Origin of the sequence: Halodesulfovibrio sp. (assembly GCF_025210605.1) — a bacterium.
Lineage (GTDB): Bacteria > Desulfobacterota > Desulfovibrionia > Desulfovibrionales > Desulfovibrionaceae > Halodesulfovibrio.
On record NZ_JAOARI010000031.1, the window covers coordinates 158,876 to 177,630 of the forward strand.

Genomic DNA, 18,755 nt, shown 5'->3' on the forward strand with positions numbered 1-18,755 from the left:
TGAGGCCTTTCATTTTGATAAATAAGAAGATTATGACTTGTTATACATTTCCGATACTTGGTGAATTGGCTAAGGCTCTTTTTGATTACAGCGGATTGCTGGCTTTAAAAGATGTTGATGACGACTACCCCGTAGATGAAAGAACAAAAAAAACAATTCAAACAAAAATTCGCCGGCTTGCTGCTGAAAGCAGTCAGCTCGAAGATAACCTTGATGAAGTTCTATCTCTCTTCATCCATTTATTAATGGAATACTTTGAGGACGATAAATTAATTACGCTAGCTGGTAACACGATTACTGATTTTTATTTACAGTACAAAGATTTAGTGCGTGAAGATGGTGCATGTATTCCCAAGAAAGAAGTAATTAAATGGTTACTATGCTCCAAGATTCCAACTCGATTATCCACATCAATTCATAAGTATTCGTTAATGTATTGGATGCGACAGTTTAGTCGGCAACTTCCTTCAGCAGCAGATTGGTGGCTCCCTCGGATTACATCTGATGAAATTGTCTGGCCTTTAACATTAGCATTTGATTGGTTTTATGAGGGGTTTGAATTGCCACAAACACATATTCATAATCCTTTGTATGGAGATAAGGAAAAAGAAGATGACAGGTTAAAGCAAGATCTTCAAAATTCAATTCGTTGGAGAACAGGTAGGGGGTTACCTTCGTGGGGTGGGCTTGTCCAAAACATTAAGACAGTCATAGAGCATCATCCCTTTGATAGTCCCGTTAATAAATTTAGCTCTGAAGATTCTGAAGTGATCTTAGCTGTTTTTTTTGTGGCAAGATTCTCAACAGCTGTTTTTAAAGATATTCAAAAGCATTTTGGAAATGATTTCTTACGCGATGTATTAAGGTTTACGAGAAAACAAGATTACAGACTTAAAAAATTGCACGCCGGATTTGAAGATAAAATTCTCAGAGTATTAAGTCGTAATGCTCTAGGTTTTCATCCAAGTGATCTTGACGTGTTCTATGCTTCCGCTACCGAGCAATTATGGGATGAATATCGAAATGAGATCATGATGGGATGGCAATTAAACTACGATGCCTCAATTGAATCGTTAACGCGATCAAATATTAGAAGTCTGTGCAGTGATATTGGTTCAGTGACGCTTGCTGCGTATTACGCAGAATACAAACATAATGTTGCTCAGTTTTATCCTCCTGACTTTTTGAGACTTTTTCATGACGGTTTGGAATTAAAAGATAAGCAATGCGAGGTAGAAGAATTACAATTGTTTAAGGAGGACTTAGTTCGTTGTAATTTAGATGATAGGCTTGCTTGGTTATCTGACTGGAGTTTTGCAGTGTATCATTACCGTAGAGATGAGCACCAGACTGCTTATAAATACTTTAAGTCTGCATTCAATAGCGCGAAATATGCTGCTGGGAGGAGTCAGTATCTGCTTGTGAATCAATATATAGAATCGTGCGCTAAAAATGACGATCTGAAGGGATTTAAAAAAGGTATCGGGTGGGCTAATTATTTAGGAGTAGAAGTAAGATGGTACCGAGGGTTTGAATATCTAGAAAGCCATGAAGAGAAAGTGCGAGCTACTTTTGAGACAATGAAGAGAGCTAACTATTTAATTCTTTAGATGTAATTTTTACTGTGCATGCAAAAACTCTCGACAACTATAAAAAAATCCTGAAAATTGATTTTTTAATTTTGTTGTAAGATTAAGAGGTTAGCATGACGGCAATGAGTTTTGAAGATGCACTAAAATCATGTGGAAAACCCAAGCCATCAATTTTACTTGGTAATGGTTTTTCAATCGCTCAGTCAGCTGGAAAGTTTAGTTATTCAAATTTACGTGAAAAATGTCGCTTTGAAAGTAAGCCGTTAGAAGAGCTCTTTGTTAAGTTGGACACTAACGATTTTGAAGAGGTGCTTAGTCATATACAATCTGCATTATTGGTTGCAGAACATTATGATTTCAAAGAGATAGGTGAAAAACTGAAGACAGAAGCCAAGGCTCTTCGGGAAGGGCTAATTTCTGCTATCAAAGAAGTTCACCCCACAGATTATACTGCAATTGAAGATGGGGAAATAGAAAACTGTTCAGCATTTATTGATTTATTTTCAACTGTTTTTACTTTGAACTATGATTTGCTTTTATATTGGGTCAATCAAGCAAAGAAACCGCATCGTGATGGTTTTGGACTGGGCGATGTGGAAAATTTCTGTCGGCCATTTAGCCCTGATGGGCATTGCAGCATTTACAACTTACATGGCGGACTTCATCTTTTTAAAAAGTCACAAAAAGAAGTGGAAAAAGCTATTAGTAGTGGGGGAATGAACCTTATCGAAACTATTTCACATGTAGTTAACGAACGGGGACAGCTTCCAATCTTCGTCTCTGAAGGTTCGTCAGATGTTAAATTTGATACAATAATGACGAATAAGTATTTAAAGCATTGTTACATGAAGTTATGGAATCTTTCTGGCCCACTTTTTATCTATGGGCACTCAGCAGATAAACGTGATGAGCATATTTATAATGCAATCTTTAATGATAAGTCTGAAGTAGATAAGCTCTTTGTTTGTGTTCATGAGCCTGATAAGCAATTAGATCAAATTACTGAGATGCTGACTCCCTATATTGAGAGAAATTCTGCACGTTCTAAACAGCCTGTTTCTGTTGAATATGTTGATTCTGCTACGGTGCCAGTGTGGAAATAAAAGAATAAATGACGTAGGGAAAAACGCTTTATGTAGCTACTCCCTGATTAGAATCAGGCCAGAACTGTTGGAAGCGCGTCCAAAGCTGATTGCTTAAATTTCGATAGCCATCATGATGAGGATGATAAATTAGGACACGATGATGCTTTAGATCAAAAGGGATATCGTCAATAGATCTTGCGATTGGAATAACAACCTTACCTAGTGTATGAGCAATTCCTGTTTCATACATAACATTTGGGTTCTTAGTGGAAAAATCAGCTACGACTACTCGCGAGCAATAGATTAGTTCAAAAATATCTTGTATTATTGATGAGTTATTCCAAATATTGTCTGCTCTGTAACATTTTAGGTTCATGTATTCGGCGACACGTTGAATGGCATTGTATGTGTCTTGAAATTCAGGTGCAAAAGGCATCATTACTGAAATTAAATTAGAATCCAGTGGTTTTTCTGGGATATTAAATACCTGTGGAGCAAATGTTATGACTTGCTCTTGTGGAGCATTTTGCCCTTCCGTAGATACGAAATCAGAGGAATATAGTGTCACGCTGGGGGATCCTCTGTAATCAATGAGCTTAAGTCCCTTTTTGGAAAGAAGAATATTTACAGCCTCAATGGCCTTTTCGTGATTTTCAGTTGGAAGAGCCATAAAGTGTTCTTTGCTAACAAGCTCTTCGACTATGAGCCTGACCTTTTTACTTGGTAGGTCGTCGTGTGGCTCATCTTGACCTTCAATTTCCAGTAATGCGCTGTATACCCAGTTTCTTCGAGTCGAGCCATCATGAACATAGTCCAGATCAAGTGTAGTAAAGAATTCTGTCAGAAGTGATGAACTGCGGTAGGGGAAGAATGAATAAGGCTCATCACCGCATATCATCTTGGCCAATTTCATTAATACGCTTTTCCCAAGTTCCATTACTCCACTCCCCCCAGTTTCGTGTGCAATATAAGCTAATTAAATTTAGTCCCTTGATTTTCCATTATAGATTATAGATGATTAGATCAAGAGGTTAAAATGACAGACAACTTATATACCCTAGAAAAGGAACTCCCAGACGTAAAAGTTGAACGTCCCCATGTTGTACTCTTAGGTGCAGGGGCAAGTTACGCTGCGTTTCCAGAAGGGGACCGTAACGGCATTCGACTTCCAGTTATGGCGAACTTTGTAGATACATTAGGATTAAAAGAAGACTTGGTAAATGCTGGTATCAACGGGCCATTCAACGACTTTGAAGCACTTTATTCTGATATTCATATTCAGCAGCCAGACTTCGCTCGAAAGTTAGAAGAAAAAATTTATAATTACTTTTCACAGTTACAACTTCCAGATTCCCCGACAATTTATGATTACTTAATTCTTTCCCTTAGAGAAAAAGACGTTATCGCGACGTTTAACTGGGATCCGCTACTGCCACAAGCGGCTGTTAGGATTTCCAGCTTGAACTTAGGGATACGCATGCCTGAAATCTTATTTTTACATGGCAATGTTGGGATGAAACATTGTCCTAATTGTAAGAGCCAATTTCCTTTAGTTTTACCCTGTTGTCCCGGCTGTAGGACACACAAAGGGGAGCGATTTAAGCTTCTTTATCCCATTAAGAAGAAAAATTATTCAGCAAGTTCAGCGATTGAACGTCAATGGGGAAGATTAGAAGAGAAGTTGAAACAAGCACTGTTTGTTTCAATTTTTGGCTACGGAGCTCCCATTTCAGACATCGATGCGATTAATCAATTAAAGCAAGCATGGGGGGAGAAAGAAGATCGAAATCTTGAACAGTATGAATTGATTGATATTGCGGAAAGAGAAGAGGTCGAAAAGAGGTGGGAGCAGTTTATTCACACTCATCATTCTGAATATGTCACTGATTTTTTTGATAGTCGAATCGCAAGGCATCCCCGAAGAAGTTGCGAGAGTATGGTGGCTCAGTTTTTTATGAACCTTTGGCAAGACGAAACTTCACGGCCACCCATGTTTGCCACAGTAAACGAGCTTGCAGACTGGATGTATGAAAGGATTTCCTATGAATAGCGCATCTAAAAGAAAACTATTGTTGTTTTGCCATCAGAGCAAGACAGAGATCGTACTCACCAAGAATGATGCCAATAAGTTAGCAATGTCTTGGCTAGAGCGCCTTCATGATGCGCAAATGGGGCACTATATTTTATCTGAGAAGCAGCAGGGAATTGGTTCTGGACTTGGTTTCTTTTTGACTGTTTTTACTGTGATAATAACTGCACTTACTTTTTATCAGAATACTTCAGATGTGTATAAATGGTTCTTTGCAATACTCTGTTCATTTGCAACTATTTTATCCGCAATACAAAGTTTTTATCGACCAAGTCAGAGGTCAGAGATTCATCGTTCTCAGGCTTCTCGCTACGGAGCTTTAAAGAGAGATTTGGAGCTACTTTTAGCAAAAAAAGGCATCACTCCCACTGAATTTGTATCGCAATTGAATGAAATAAAGAAAGAATGGGATGCTGTGGCTGGCGAATCACCGCTTACAGATTTTGATACGTTGAAGGAAATAAAGAAAAAGAAAAAGCAACTTGCAGAAGATGACCTTGAACCTGTTAAGTTGATTTAGGTTGCTCATGCGTTTTATCCCAAATGGCCCTGACATTCCACTTAGCTTATTGAAGGCTCGTGATGAGAATCGAGTAATTTTTTTCTGTGGTGCAGGAGTTTCTCAAGCCTGCTCTGGCATATGCAGTTTTGAAGAATTGACTCAAAAAGTATTCGAGAAACTTCATGTGTCAAAAACTGATGGCATCTATACTTTAATTGAACGTATTAAGACTGTTGAAGAAGAGCACGGTGTTCATGGTTTGTTGTCTACGGATAGGATTTACCGAGAGCTTGAGCGTGAATTTGATCCGGCAGAAATAAAAAGTGCTTTTGTCGATGCTCTTTCGGACGATTCTTCGTCTAACTTGTCAGCACATGAAACACTTCTGAAGCTGGCAACAACAGATGATAACCGGGTACAGATTGTTACGACAAATTTTGATCGCTTTTTTAGTAGATGTGACCCCGATGTTCCAGTGTATCATCCTCCAAATATTGCAGGGCACGTTAATCCCAAAACTTTTCACGGGATATTGCACTTGCATGGCTGTCTTGACGTCGATCATAACTCTATTGAATCGCGAGATCTTATTTTGACTAGTGTCGACTTTGGCGCGGCATACTTAGCTGATGGCTGGGCAACACAGTTCTATAAGCAGCTCTTCAAAGATTATGTAATAGTTTTTGTCGGATATTCTGCAGAAGATGCCCCTGTAATGTATTTACTTGAAGCTTTGGGAGCGCAGCAAGGCAACTTCTTAGAGGCATATGCCTTTCATGACTCTTCTCAAGATGATCATTGGAATGCTAAAGGAATCACGTCGATTTCTTATTCTACAGATGAGGAACATAGAAATCTATGGGAAACACTTAAGAGGTGGGCAGTTAAAGTTTCTGAGCCTGAGAGATGGGCGAGTGAAACCCTGAAGCTAGCATGTTGTTCTCCTCGCATGCTGGAACCAATTCAGCGAGAACAAGTTGCTCTTTTTGTAAGTGACCTAGATGGAGCCAAAAAGTTTCTTGATTGTGACCCTTCCCCCTGTCCTGAATGGCTATGCGTTTTTAGTAGTAAGTATCGATTAAGAAAGACTGCTAGTTGGGATGAACGTGAAGCCGCTTCATCTCCTTATAGTAGCTATGGATTAGCTTCTGATCCAATTCCTCAAAATAAGAAGTCCAACAGTCAGATAAGAAATGGTGAATGGGGGTGGGACGCTTTTGAGCAAAGTTTTGACACTCATCAACGTCAAGCGCTCAATACCTTCTTTCAAGGGCATAACAATTTATCTTCAAGGGTTTGGGCACTTGCTAGATGGATGGCAAAGAACATTGATCATCCAATAACTGTCTGGTGGGCATCACAGCAACGTTCTGTGCATCCTGCAGTACAAGACATAATTTCGGATAGTCTTTATCGATCAGCTTCAGATGTACCGACTAACTTAGCTGAAGCGTGGTTTGATATTCTTGAAGCATGGCAAAATTCTTCTCGCATTTTGAATCGTGAGTTACATATGGTTGAGGGAGTGATCTCCAAGCATGGTTTGAGCACAGCCCTTCTCAGGGCATGGAAAAAGCTAACTCGTCCATTCATCTGTACCAAGACTTCTTTATACCCAGACCTTCCTCCGGGGTTTGATGATCTTCCACTATTGAGAAGAGACTTTTTGCGTTTTGAAATAAAATATGAAGATGAATATAGAACGCCTGCGGTTTGTGCCGAATGGCTTCCTGCAATTGTAGGTGCTTCTAAAGAAAACTTGCAAGAGGCAGTTAAACTTGAAGAACGTTTTGGTGATTATTTCAATCTTCGAAGGCTACCTCTTGTTGTCTCTAGTGAACGCGATCAACAAGGTAATTTTTTTCAAGGAAATTGTTTGAATGCTCAGCTTCTATGGTTCATTTCTCTTTTTGAGAAATTTATTGATAGCCATTTAGATTTGGCAAGAAAGGAAGCAAATTCGTGGAGAACGATTAATAATCCTTTGTTTGATCGGTTATGTATCTGGGCAGCAGCAAAAGGTAATTTTCTCTCTTCATCTGATAGTGTGGCTTTAATCTGTGGTTTATCTAGAGATGCATTTTGGGAGTACCAGCATGAGGCTGATTTGCTTTCAGCATTAAGAGAACGTTGGAGTGGCTATTCGTCTTCGATGATAAGAAGAATAGAGAATAAATTGCTTTTAGGGCCGAAGTTGCCTAGCCGCATAGCAAAAAACGAACAGCTAAATTATAAATCAACCACTATCTTAACTAGGTTGAATTATCTAAAAAAACATGGCTGCAAATTTACTTTCAATTTTGATGAGAAGAAAGAAGTATTGGTCAGCAATATGACCAACAAAGAGGAAGAAGTACTACCAAGCAGCCATGTTTCTCGAAGTGGCTTTATAAAAGTTGTGACAAATAAGGATGCTTCAGTATTTGTAAGTAAATCAAAGGAAGAAATTTTAAGAAAAGCTGAAGAAGCTCTTGATAAATATCCAGTTTATGGAGAGCGCGAAAATCCTTTTGCTGGATTAGTAGAAAACGACCCGGAAAAAGCGCTAGTTGTTTTGTGCTATGGATTAGAGCTTGGTGAGCTTCACCCGAGATTGTGGAAAACTTTTTTGGAACAAACGAGAAATGAGCCGCAGCTTATTCTTTTGATAAACACAGCTAAGCATTTAATGGCGGTACCAAAAGAGCTCCTATCTGAGATTTATTATGATATAGGTCTATGGTTTGAGTATGTTGCAAAGTTGTTCTTTAATGGCTCTTCAAAATTCTTTTTCGAATTTTGTGATTGGGCAGTCGAACTCCTTGATGATCTTTCAGCGGAGAACGCTTCTGCTGTTGTACGTGGCAGCCTTGAAATAGATTGGGCGACAGAGGCATTGAATTCTCTGGCAGGCAAGATTGCAAGAGCAGTCGTAGTGACTTTTGATTCTAAAAAGCCTGATCAATTTGGCAATGCTCTTCTGTGTTTTGAGAAACTTTTGAATGCCCCTGAAGACCATAAGCGCTTAGCGTTAGTTATGATTAGTCACCAGTTAAGGTATTTGTATCAGGAAGAAGCAGATTGGACAGAGAGGCATCTGCTTCCTATCTTAAGTTCAGGCGATCTAGATACAATTGATGCATTTTGGAGTGGTTATCTTTGGGAAGGTGGAATTCCTACTACAGATTTGTTTGTTAAAATTAAAACTTCACTCCTTGCATTTATAGGGCGCGATAAAGAGCTTCGTAGAAAATACAATGCGGCGATTGCTTACATTCTATTACATAAGTGGGAATGTACTTCTTCGCAAATTTCAAGTGATGACTTACGTAATGTGTTATTGAAAAACGATGATGGATTAAGAACTAGCATATTATCCCAAATAAGCGCTTGGGTTACCAGCGAAGATGACAATACAAGAATTTCTTGGGAATTAGCTTCAGTTCGCTTTTTTGAAGAAGTTTGGCCTAAACAATTGCGTATTCGCACTGCAAATACCACTGGGGCATTGTGTCGCATTCTTTTCTCAAGTGCCGAAACTGTTCGCCGGTTTTCACCTTACATTCTACCCTTACTTGGTAAGACAAATGAGCAGTATGATCGCTGGACTTATTTCCTTTCAGATAAAGATGAAATTTTTGATCAATATCCTGATGTGATATTAAAAGTTTTGGTTAGAACGCTTCCTGATACAACTGAAGTGTGGCCGTATGGGTTATACGATGTGCTCCAGAAACTAAAAGATACTGAAGTTGGTGGGGACAGAGAGTTTCAAGAAATAAAGCGAAAGTGGGATAACCGTTAGGAGGCGTATGTTTTCGAACCGAACTGCTGAGGATATGCTTGAAAAGGCTAAAAGAGAACTTGAGAAGTACCAACGTGGACATAGTGATGATGATCTTTTTAACTTATTCGTTTCTATTGCTCACATTGAAGATTATTTCCTCCAGCGTCCCTCTCGAAAAACAAAGAAGCTACGGACAAAAATGTGTGAGGAGTACTTTGGGAGTGACTTGTATAGCTGGATGAAGTTTGTTTCAAATAAGCAAAAGCATGCAAAAATAGAACGTAATGTAACTGCAATTGAAATGGATCAAACATTACGGGAAAGAGTCGGTTCTGGCTGTGTCGGTGGCGCAATGTTAAATGAACATGTTGTGAATGGCACTCCAGCACACGAAATAAGTTGCTCCCTTGGAGCATACAAACTTGATGTTCTTGCAAGGATGTTGATTTCGAAATGGGGTGAACTACTTGCAAGGTAATAGTGTTGGAAAGAATAAAAAAAGCCGCTCGATATCGAGCGGCTTTTTTTATTCTTTCCACTGATTTTTAATTTCAGCAAATTCGTCCTCTGAGAAACAAATTTCTTTCCACAAATGAATCGACGGCATTTCTTCAAAGTTCGGATTCTTTGAAAGAGAGAATGCAAGTGAAGCGGTTGATTGTCGAATGATCAATGCATCTTCAAAATTAATATGGCTTTTCATTAACGCGGTGTAATCACTAATATTATTAAGTGCATGATCTATTTTATTTATCTGGTCTTGAGTGAATGATATTTTTGCATGTAAATATTCAATCATTGAGAGAGGGAAAGCTATTTTTTGATCTTTTTGCCATAAGATGACGTTGATCAGTGAATTTAATAAGTTATGCTTTAAGGTGTTAGGCACTTTTTTACTTAACAAACATCGCTTGATAGCTCTGACTGCGTCATTGAAGATTCCTCGATCATTGGAAGATAAGTTTATTTCAATCTTTGAAGTGAGTTGACTTTCGTTATAACTACTATCGCTGATCACAGTAAGCAGTTCTAAGGATGTGATGTTGTGCAACTCCATGTCGTTTATCAATTCATGATAAGTCTTGTTAACAGTTAAGTGAGGGGCATTGCAGATTAATCTAGCTAGTGCTTGAATTAGTTGTTGAAATAAAATCTTACAACGCTTTGCATCTATGTTGGAAAGTAATATATCGTTGGTATTCAACCTGTTTTTATTCGATTTCCACAGGTTAAGGGCAGATGCGATAATAGAATTGAAGTTGTCTTGCGACCACTTAATGTTCTCAGAACTGTTTAGTAATTCTAATACGGCGCGTTCAGCTTCGGATTTTTGGAATTCAGCAAGAATGTATTTTTTTAGTTTCGGCTCTAGATCACAAGGGCACATACTCGTCAGAGAAGAATGATAAAGACCAGAATGCACAGGCCATTCTTCCTCATCATGTTGAGCGAATAAGTTGTTTCTGAACTGTGTTAGCTGTGCAGGCGTTAATAAATCTTGTTCATAAAATATGAAAAGTTTTAAGCAAGCAGTTTTTCTAGTTGATTCTACAGTTGAGGTGAGGTCGCTAAGTAAAAGTTTTATTGTCTCGTTTTTGTGAGATATTATTTCTCTTGGCACTGTCATCTTATTGATTCTTTCGAAATAGTAAACGACTGGGTCTACAAGTTCAGAAGATAATAGTGGATGTGTTGTATCTAAATTAGGAAACAGAATAAGTGTATTGAAATGATCTATAAGTTCTTTATCAGAACATGATGTAATTAGTCTCTTGGTAAGTTTTCCAAGATTACTAAATGCAACTTGGATTTTGAAATCTGCTCTAAAAATTTCATCCAATATTGCAATAATTTTTGCCCTGTCGCTAGGATTAGACTTTACGCATAAGTGGGAAAGAATCTCAGGAATAACATTCGCCAGACGTCTAAAGTAGGTATCCTCAAGCGCGGAGTCTGCATTAGAAAGTTGTTTAAAAATTTCTTTCAAATGGCAAGTCGTCTGTTGAATTGCTAAAGATATAAACGAGGTATTATAGGTTAGAAGTGTTTTTCTATCCCAGACAGAATCAACTGCTTTATCCTCAGCAAGTCTGATTAGAGTAATCAATGTCCAATAAGGTGAAGAGGTGCTTATCACTTTTAATGAATTAACCATCGTGTCCTTGTAAAGACTAGTTCCATAGATTCTTGCTGTCCCTACCGTTTTTTCGATCATTTTTACAAAGTTAAAGCCAGAAATTAATTTTTCATCATAGTTTTTGTAATGTGTTTGAGTGGAGTATGTTCCAATGTCGAAAGTCGGCTTAGGAACGCCATTATGTTGAAAGTTTTTTTCTGACTGTGTTTGTAATTTTAATAGATCGAATTCTAGCCAAGGATCACATGAAAATTGCTTAAGTTCATTCTGTCTTATAAGTTCTCTTTTGTTTTCAAGAGTGTTTTTGTGTGACTTCCACTGATCGACTAATGAGTTCCATTCGATATTAGCCGAAGAAAGTTCATGATCTTTGTCGCTAAATAATTTTTCCCACGCTTCTTCGGGTGGTAGCTCATCCTTAGGAGCGAAGTGAAAGAGAGGCTCAGAATCTGGCTCAGTTAATTTTTCATTGTCCCATTTCATAAATGTGAAGTTTTTAAATTGGGCTAGTTCTTTTTGGGGGACGGTATATTTAGTCGTAGTGTACCTAAGACCGCTTTCCACATATCGAGTATGTAAAATTAACCAGCTTTCAAGGGATAGTAGTGAAATGTTAATTGATGATTGTAAGTTAAGAGATGATCTAACTTTCTTAAGTGTGTTCTCAAGTATTGCCAATGCAATCTCAGGCTCTCCAATTTCAGCATGAAGACTAGCTCGTTTAGCTTCAAATGCTGGTAAGGAAGGGCTTTCATCCCATTGATCTAATTTTTTTTTAGCGTCAGAAAAGTCAAGATTAAAAAGCGAGGTTAAGATTTCCTCATAGCTGAATTCTTCTTGTTGTTCTAATGTTAACATTTCAAAATTTTGAGAAATTTTTTCTTTGATTTTTTCAAGTTTATCGTGAGCCCCCTCTTCTCTGTAGTATCTAAGTAATGATAATTGAAGATTGAAATAATATTTTTTTAAATCAGTTATGCATTGTTTGGGTGCGCTTTTTTCAAATTCATTATTTAGTATTTGTGCCAAAGATGTTTGTTCCAAAACATATTCAATGAATTTAGCATGATCATCAAAGATTGGGAGTAGAGATTGTTCAATTCGCCAAGTATATTCATGACAAAAAAGAAAAATTTTAATCGGTTCAATTTCTGTAAATTTATGATGATGGAATGAGTAAGCCCACTCAAATGTGCTACGAAGGCATTCTTTACGTTGAGATTCAGGTATAATAACCCAGCCGGGATATTCTTTTCTATCCTGCTCCCAACGAGCAGATGCAACTTCTATTTGTTGTTTTATGTCTTGATCTCCCCGAAATGGCTGAACTAAGGAAAATGGCCAATCGAGTGGTGGATTGTTAAGAGCTCGTTTTGATAGAAAGTCAATAAATAACCCAAGGCCATTAGAGTGTGACCCATTTATATTTTTACATAGATTCATGTTAACGACATGAATATTTTTTTTTGTCAGAAGAGCAAGTTGGGCTGGAGTGAAGTCAAATATGCCTACAAGATAAATTTTTGGAGCATTTTCTTTTAGATTGTCACGAATCCAGCCAATCCAAGAAAGAAAATTGGGATCATCACCAGAAAAGCCAATTAAGCACAAGGTGTTTTCAAGTAAGGATTGCTGCACTGTATTAACAAAAGGTGCAAATTTGTTTGGATAGCTACGGTAATCTTCTTCGGTAATTATGAATGGCCTTGTTGACGGAAAGCTACCGTGAAGCTTTATTATCCGTGGTTTTGATGCAAAAATAAGGTCTTGCTGGGTCAAAACGATATCGTACTTTCTCGAGAGGACGTTCTCGCAGGCTCGTTCAAGCAACGTGTCATAATTGGTTGTAAAAACATCTGTCCAAGGTAATTTTAGTAATTTTTCATGTAGCTTGGACGGGGTTCTCTTTTTGTCTGGAATATTATCAAGTAATAGTTGGTCAAGTGCCGGACGATTATGTGCTGCCTCAACTTCTTCTGCAAGTTTAAGCACATTTAGATATTTGAGATGGGAGGAGCTGTCACCATGGGCTTTTTCATAAAAAATATCAGCAAGTTGATTCCAACTAGGAAAATTTTGTTCAGTTCCAGCATGCGGGGTTGTATTAATACTGAAGCCCGCTCCCACCATTACTGATGCATGACCATTTCGTAATCTCTCTGCAATTTCTTGAAGCGGTGGGAGTAGTTCTATTTCTATTTCTAATTGCGGCATGTTATTTTCACCTATACATCGTTTTTCAGAAATATATAGTGAATAATAGCAGAAACGTATATGTAAAAACGTCTCATTACTTTGGTTCATGATGCGTTTTTTTGTGGAAATTAGCTTTTGCTTTTTAGTAGATCTTTAAACTCACTAAGTGGTTGTCCCGTTTGTGTGACAATCCAATAGTCCCACCCATTTTTAGAGCTTCCTACAACGAAACCTGCTGTAGATGAGATTGATTTGAAAGGCAGATCTTTTGTTGTAATTAATTTTCCATTATCTGTTTTTCTTAAATTTCCTTTAAGTTCCGCTTCTTTTCTTTGCCTAAGTGCTTCATTTGACATTGAGTCTTTCGTTCCTTCTACTATTGATCCTGCACAAAGGATTATCGATTTTTTAGTGTAAAAACGGGCTGTTGCATTGTTTTTGCGTGTCGTGATGGGAATAAAGCAAGGAGCCTTGTGTTGCAGGTTCTGTCCGACAATTGCAACAATCGTTGATTGAATTGTTTTGTCATCAGCTTCTGCAGCATCAAGTGCGTTTAAGGCAGCATTAAGTTGGAGAATCATGGGATTTGTATAGATGTTTTTATCTATATTGCTGAATGAAATATCTTCTTGCTTAAAGATATTCCCTTTACCAGTGAGAAGCCAGTTGGTGTCTATATTGTAATAAGTGGACCAGTTGGCAATACACATTGCTTTTGGCTGCCGTCCTTGATTTATGTACATGGACAGCGCTGGTCCAGATATACCCCCAGCCTTTGCAAATTCAGCATCTGAGACGTTAAGTGCTGTAATTGCTTCTCTGATTCTAAAAGAAAGAGTCTTTTTTTTCATATTTATAAAAGGGTTAGCGTTGTCGTTGTGATATTAACTTTCATGAATGTTTTTACATTTAAAAAGCATTTTAAGCAAAACCGTGATGTCTAACCAACATTTAACCGTTAACTTTCTGAGTAGAATTATAGTTTGTTTAACGTCCCTCAAACGTTGTTATTCTAAGACAACAGCAAACTATAATTCTACTCAGAAAGTTAGCTAGGAGGAAAAGGATAGTGCAATTTAACAAATCGAAAGAAGCAGATTGTGCATTGAACCGAAAAAAATGTTCACCCATGATATTTGGTATATCTATCTATTAAATATGAAAAAGTGTGCATTATTTTCTAAAGTTCTTGTGCTGAGAACAGGTTGTTTTAATCAACCAGCGCCACACTTAAGGCGTTGGTTGGTAGAATGGCCCCTCTTTATTAGCCAATCTGAGCTTAGCACAGGGGCTAACAAAATGGTCTCTATGATTTCAAAATCGTCAGTATTGAAAGATTGTGAATAGGAGATGGTATGTCTAAGTCAGAAGAATTTATAGAAGCATATTATGTCGTTCTACTAGCATTTTTTGAGAAGTATAAAAAAGCTATGGGGCAGGGGCAACCTGTGCCAGATTTTCCTAGCTTTGTGCTAAGAGCAGAGGTGTGGTCAGCCGTGTTTAAGCAGTCAGCGCCAAGAGTTGAGTATTTGAGCCACTTATTAATAGAATGGCCTTCTTTTGTGAGCCGAGCAGAACTTGGCACAGGAGCATACAAAATGATTTCAAAGTCAGCTATAATCAAAGCTGACGGGTCGGGAGAAGGGCCGCGTGTGAGAATTAAGATAGGTAATGCCGTTTGGTACCCAACTGCTTACTTGCTTGAATATTTAGAAGATAAGAAGCGAATGAAGGTAATTATTTCAGACAAGTTTGATACGAAGAAATAAAAAAAAGAGCCGGGCAACCCGGCTCCTTTTTTATTTAGTGTTCGTCAAATGAAAGGAACCCATTGTATTTGCTGTACCCTCCAGTTGAGCCTTCTAGAAGCATTTCAGCTATTGGCAAATAGTAATCCATTGTGATTCTTACATCACTGTGTCCTAACTGACTGCTAACTATTGCGATATCATATTTTGCAACTAACATGTTAACCGCACACATTGATCTTAATGTATGGAATGTTGCTCGCGTTTGATTGTCTTCCACATGCTCGTTGATTTTTAGCTTTCTACAGATGTTAGTGAATTTTCCTGAAGCTGAAGTTGTTGTAATATGTCCTGTTCTTCCTTTTCCGGGGAAAATATATCTAGAATTTTGTTGTAGCCTACGCTCAAAAATATGTAGTAATCTAGCTGGAAAGCGGATGGTTCTAGGTCCAGTTTTTCCTTTTGGTATGTAGAGGATTTGTCGCTCAATGTCCCTAAGGTCAGCCTTTTGGATTACCACAAGTTCGCTGACCCTCATGCCTGTATTAAGAGCGACCTCTATGAGATCTACATATAGTTGCCCAGAGAGAGCCGCAAGTTCAAAGATGGCATCAAGGTCATCATCGCGAAGTATTCGTCGGTTACCCTTTTCTACTTTGAAAAAAAGGCTTGCACCGGAATATCTATTAGGGACTAATGGGTTCTCACCTTCAAACATTTTTCTGTGCGGATACTCATCACTTGCTGGTGTAACGATACAGTAATTCAGCAAGCTTCGAAGTCTTCCTAGTATTTCATTGCTAGTTGATTTTGAAAGTTTGTTAGAGCGACGAGAATTTAGATTCTTTCGTAGTAATTGTTTTTTCTCAAGCTCTTTTCTGAAAGCTAAGATTCTTTTGTGCGTTAGGCTGTTCAGTTGTAGATCACCCAAATGAGGTATGATATGATTTAGCATAACTGAGTTGTAACTTGTGATTGTGGAATTTTTTTTATCGCTATCAACTGCCCATTGTAAAAAGTCTTTTGCCGCCTTTTTTACGGTTACGCGTGTCGCCTGTTCTTCTGCAATGCTATCAAGTAACTTTCTTTTATCTTCTTTCCGTTTTTGTTTCTTCGCTTCTCTGAGCTCTTTTACGCTCTGTGCCCCTTCTCCTAGTTTGATATTTCTTTTGAGAATTTTCTGAATTCGAAGTGCCTCTTCAAAAGTCATTCCTTCACTGAGCCAGCCAAGACCATGATCTGTGACTTTACCATCGATTCTTAGTCTGAGAATTAAGTACATGTCTTTCTTTCGACTGCCGGGTGCTACTTTTCTTGTAAGGTGAATTCGATAGTAAATTCCTGGAAAATCAGAACTATGTCTTTTGGACATGTGATGCTCCTGTCCCATCATTTGTCCCTCAATGTGTCTATGTTATGCCTTGCTTAGCGAAAGAGCTTTTATACTAACACATTGTTTTATAAGGGTTTCTATGTGATGAGAACAGAACTCATACCCTGTTCTTTTTTTATGCAAAAAAAGCCGGAGAGCATACGCTCTCCGGCTGGAACTGCATTGTTGCGCTTGGCTAAGCGCTGACCACAAGATGCATTAACTAGTAAGAGTACTGGAAGCCGATTGCAGCTTTGAATACAGCTTCTTCACCAGAAACAGATTTGTAATCTGGGTTCAAGTAGCCGAGTTCAACGATAGCTGCGAGGTTTTCGTACATCTGCCAGTTGGTGTCAAAGTTGAATTCCCAAGCACGGTCTTCGTCAGTTGGGAAAGTGTTAACAAGGCTTGAGCCTGAGTAATCAGAAGTACCCTGCATCCATGCAACTTTAAAGTCGTGAGTTACGTTCTCGATGAAAGAGATGTCTGTTGCGCCGAGAACTACACCCATTGTACCGATACCGGAAGTAGTAAATGCGTTATCTGTGGTGTCGAAGAAGCCACCGTCAGTACCGAGGTTGGTAAGAGCAAGACCACCAGCAGAAATTTCTGGCATGAGTTCGCCGTCGCCTGTGAGGCTGTCGTCATCACCGGAGGAGTACCAGAGATCGAGAGTAGGAGTCCAAGTTTCTAATTTGTAGTCACCGTGGAGGAGTACGTAGAAGCCACTCTGGTCACGGCTGTTAGGGTTAGCAGCGCCAACTGCCATGTCAGAACCATCAGACCAGCCCCAAACGAAGTCTAAGGCGAGGTTGAGGTTTTCTAAGTTATTAGACTTAGCAGAAACACCTAACCACCATGCATCACGGTCAGCAGTAGCAGTGATTACTGGACCAACAGTTGAGTTAACGTCAGCATTGCGGCCGATTGCGCCGTAAGTGATGTAAGGAACGATAGTAACAGGTTCGAAGTTCAAACCAGCGATGATTGTGAATACATCGTATTTAGTGTTGCTTGTAGGTGTAGTTCTTGGAGAGTAGTTTTCAGTGTCAGCTGCACGAGCCCAAGCTGCTACTACGTTGAACTGATCTGTGAAAGCGTAGTTAGCTACGATAGCTGCTACGTCATCATCAAGAACAGGGTTGTTGTTAGCAAGGGAAGGAAGTGCCAAACCCTGGATACCCATACGCAACTGGAGTTCAGTATGAGGAACCTGGTAGTCAAGGTAGAGACGTTTGGTCTCAACGTTAACGCCGTCAGCGCCGATTGCGCCGCCGCTTCCGCGACCTACTGTAGCTGGGTCACCCCAAGTGATAGTACCAACTTCAAGGTAGTAAACACCTTTCAGTGATTCGTTAGCAATGATGTCGATTTTGGTACGCAGACGCTGGATAGCGTTGAAGTAGTCACCGTTGTTAGAAGCTTTTGGATCAGGGTTGTCCAGCCACTGGAAAGCCATGTCGAGTGTACCGGAAGCCTTAAATTCGGTAGCTGAACTTGTAACAACAGCGCCGAGCACCATAGTACAAGCAAGCATCAGGATAATAATGCGTTTCATGTGTAAAAATCCTTCTTTCTTTAAAACTGCTAAAAGATTGTGGTCAGCAATCCTTTGAGATTGTGGTCAATAATCCCAACGCAGGTCTGAAGTTGTTGTAGCGTGAAAAAAGTAATAGGCACAAGTTTTTTTTCATTATTTTAAGTAATTATAACGCCGCTCTAATGTCTCAAGCCTGACTTTGCGGGGCTTTGCGTAGGTAAAAAAAATTATACGGAGCTAGAATTGGGAGGCGGTAGCAGATGATTGCCCTTGGCATTTTGGGTACAATAATAATGCAACAGCACTGCTTAATTTATGTCATGCAATGTGCAGAGGATGTAGTGAGAAAGAGCTGGTTGCGAAGTGGCAGCATACTATGGTGATTTTTTGTTCAGGTGCTAATCTCTTACAGGCTACATAGTATTAGTTCGAAAAAAATGAGTGGTTGATAAAAAAATGCTTGCGGGGATTTTTGAAATTGCGTAGAAGCTTTTTCGCTTGAGAGAAACAGCTTTTAACAAATGCGAATGCATTTGAAAAAAATGTTGACTCCTTGAGCAGAGTGCACTAGTCAGTGTTTCTCATATCGGGCGGTTAGCTCAGTTGGGAGAGCATCGGCCTTACAAGCCGAGGGTCACAAGTTCGAGCCTTGTACCGCCCACCATCCTGCGGAGCCGTAGTTAAGTCGGTTATAACGCCGGCCTGTCACGCCGGAGGCCGCGAGTTCG

12 protein-coding genes and 1 tRNA gene are annotated in these 18,755 nt (G+C 39.0%); 8 read left to right on the forward strand and 5 right to left on the reverse strand.

The window, feature by feature from the left end:
• The first annotated feature begins 32 nt into the window (after positions 1-32).
• On the forward strand, positions 33-1,610 hold the full coding sequence (locus N4A56_RS12200) for a hypothetical protein (RefSeq protein ID WP_295547650.1): 1,578 nt from the start codon (positions 33-35) through the stop codon (positions 1,608-1,610).
• 95 nt (positions 1,611-1,705) lie between these two features.
• On the forward strand, positions 1,706-2,695 hold the full coding sequence (locus N4A56_RS12205; protein ID WP_295547651.1) for a DUF4917 family protein: 990 nt from the start codon (positions 1,706-1,708) through the stop codon (positions 2,693-2,695).
• A 28-nt stretch (positions 2,696-2,723) separates the two neighbouring features.
• Here the strand turns inward: N4A56_RS12205 and N4A56_RS12210 are convergent, their stop codons facing one another.
• Positions 2,724-3,614 (reverse strand): hypothetical protein, encoded by an 891-nt coding sequence (locus tag N4A56_RS12210; RefSeq protein ID WP_295547653.1) that lies wholly within the window; start codon positions 3,612-3,614, stop codon positions 2,724-2,726.
• A gap of 99 nt (positions 3,615-3,713) precedes the next feature.
• Between N4A56_RS12210 and N4A56_RS12215 the strand changes: the two genes are divergently transcribed.
• Genes N4A56_RS12215 through N4A56_RS12230 form a run of 4 tightly spaced genes read left to right on the forward strand, consistent with a single transcriptional unit; the run spans position 3,714 to position 9,512 of the window.
• Positions 3,714-4,727: a hypothetical protein gene (locus N4A56_RS12215; RefSeq protein WP_295547655.1), complete on the forward strand. Its 1,014-nt coding sequence runs from the start codon at positions 3,714-3,716 to the stop codon at positions 4,725-4,727.
• Entirely contained in the window at positions 4,720-5,286 is a 567-nt protein-coding gene (locus N4A56_RS12220; RefSeq protein ID WP_295547656.1) for an SLATT domain-containing protein, read from the forward strand. The genes N4A56_RS12215 and N4A56_RS12220 overlap by 8 nt, the downstream gene beginning before the upstream one ends.
• A 7-nt stretch (positions 5,287-5,293) precedes the next feature.
• On the forward strand, positions 5,294-9,052 hold the full coding sequence (locus N4A56_RS12225; protein WP_295547657.1) for an SIR2 family protein: 3,759 nt from the start codon (positions 5,294-5,296) through the stop codon (positions 9,050-9,052).
• 7 nt (positions 9,053-9,059) lie between these two features.
• Entirely contained in the window at positions 9,060-9,512 is a 453-nt protein-coding gene (locus N4A56_RS12230; RefSeq protein WP_295547660.1) for a hypothetical protein, read from the forward strand.
• Between the two features lie 48 nt (positions 9,513-9,560).
• On the opposite strand, the gene N4A56_RS12235 is transcribed toward N4A56_RS12230, so the two are convergent.
• Together N4A56_RS12235 and N4A56_RS12240 are read right to left on the reverse strand one after the other, a co-directional pair.
• A complete protein-coding gene (locus tag N4A56_RS12235; protein ID WP_295547661.1) occupies positions 9,561-13,385 on the reverse strand; it encodes an SIR2 family protein in 3,825 nt (1,274 codons plus the stop codon).
• A 110-nt stretch (positions 13,386-13,495) separates the two neighbouring features.
• On the reverse strand, positions 13,496-14,218 hold the full coding sequence (locus N4A56_RS12240) for a DUF4357 domain-containing protein (RefSeq protein ID WP_295547664.1): 723 nt from the start codon (positions 14,216-14,218) through the stop codon (positions 13,496-13,498).
• Between the two features lie 504 nt (positions 14,219-14,722).
• Here N4A56_RS12240 and N4A56_RS12245 point away from each other — a divergent pair.
• The gene (locus N4A56_RS12245; RefSeq protein ID WP_295547665.1) at positions 14,723-15,136 is read left to right on the forward strand and encodes a hypothetical protein; all 414 of its coding nucleotides are present in this window, start codon (positions 14,723-14,725) and stop codon (positions 15,134-15,136) included.
• 34 nt (positions 15,137-15,170) lie between these two features.
• Here the strand turns inward: N4A56_RS12245 and N4A56_RS12250 are convergent, their stop codons facing one another.
• Together N4A56_RS12250 and N4A56_RS12255 are read right to left on the reverse strand one after the other, a co-directional pair.
• Positions 15,171-16,487: a tyrosine-type recombinase/integrase gene (locus N4A56_RS12250; RefSeq protein ID WP_295547667.1), complete on the reverse strand. Its 1,317-nt coding sequence runs from the start codon at positions 16,485-16,487 to the stop codon at positions 15,171-15,173.
• 223 nt (positions 16,488-16,710) lie between these two features.
• Positions 16,711-18,045 (reverse strand): outer membrane homotrimeric porin, encoded by a 1,335-nt coding sequence (locus N4A56_RS12255; RefSeq protein ID WP_295547669.1) that lies wholly within the window; start codon positions 18,043-18,045, stop codon positions 16,711-16,713.
• 570 nt (positions 18,046-18,615) lie between these two features.
• Here N4A56_RS12255 and N4A56_RS12260 point away from each other — a divergent pair.
• Positions 18,616-18,691: transfer RNA gene (locus tag N4A56_RS12260), tRNA-Val, on the forward strand.
• Positions 18,692-18,755 lie beyond the last annotated feature (64 nt).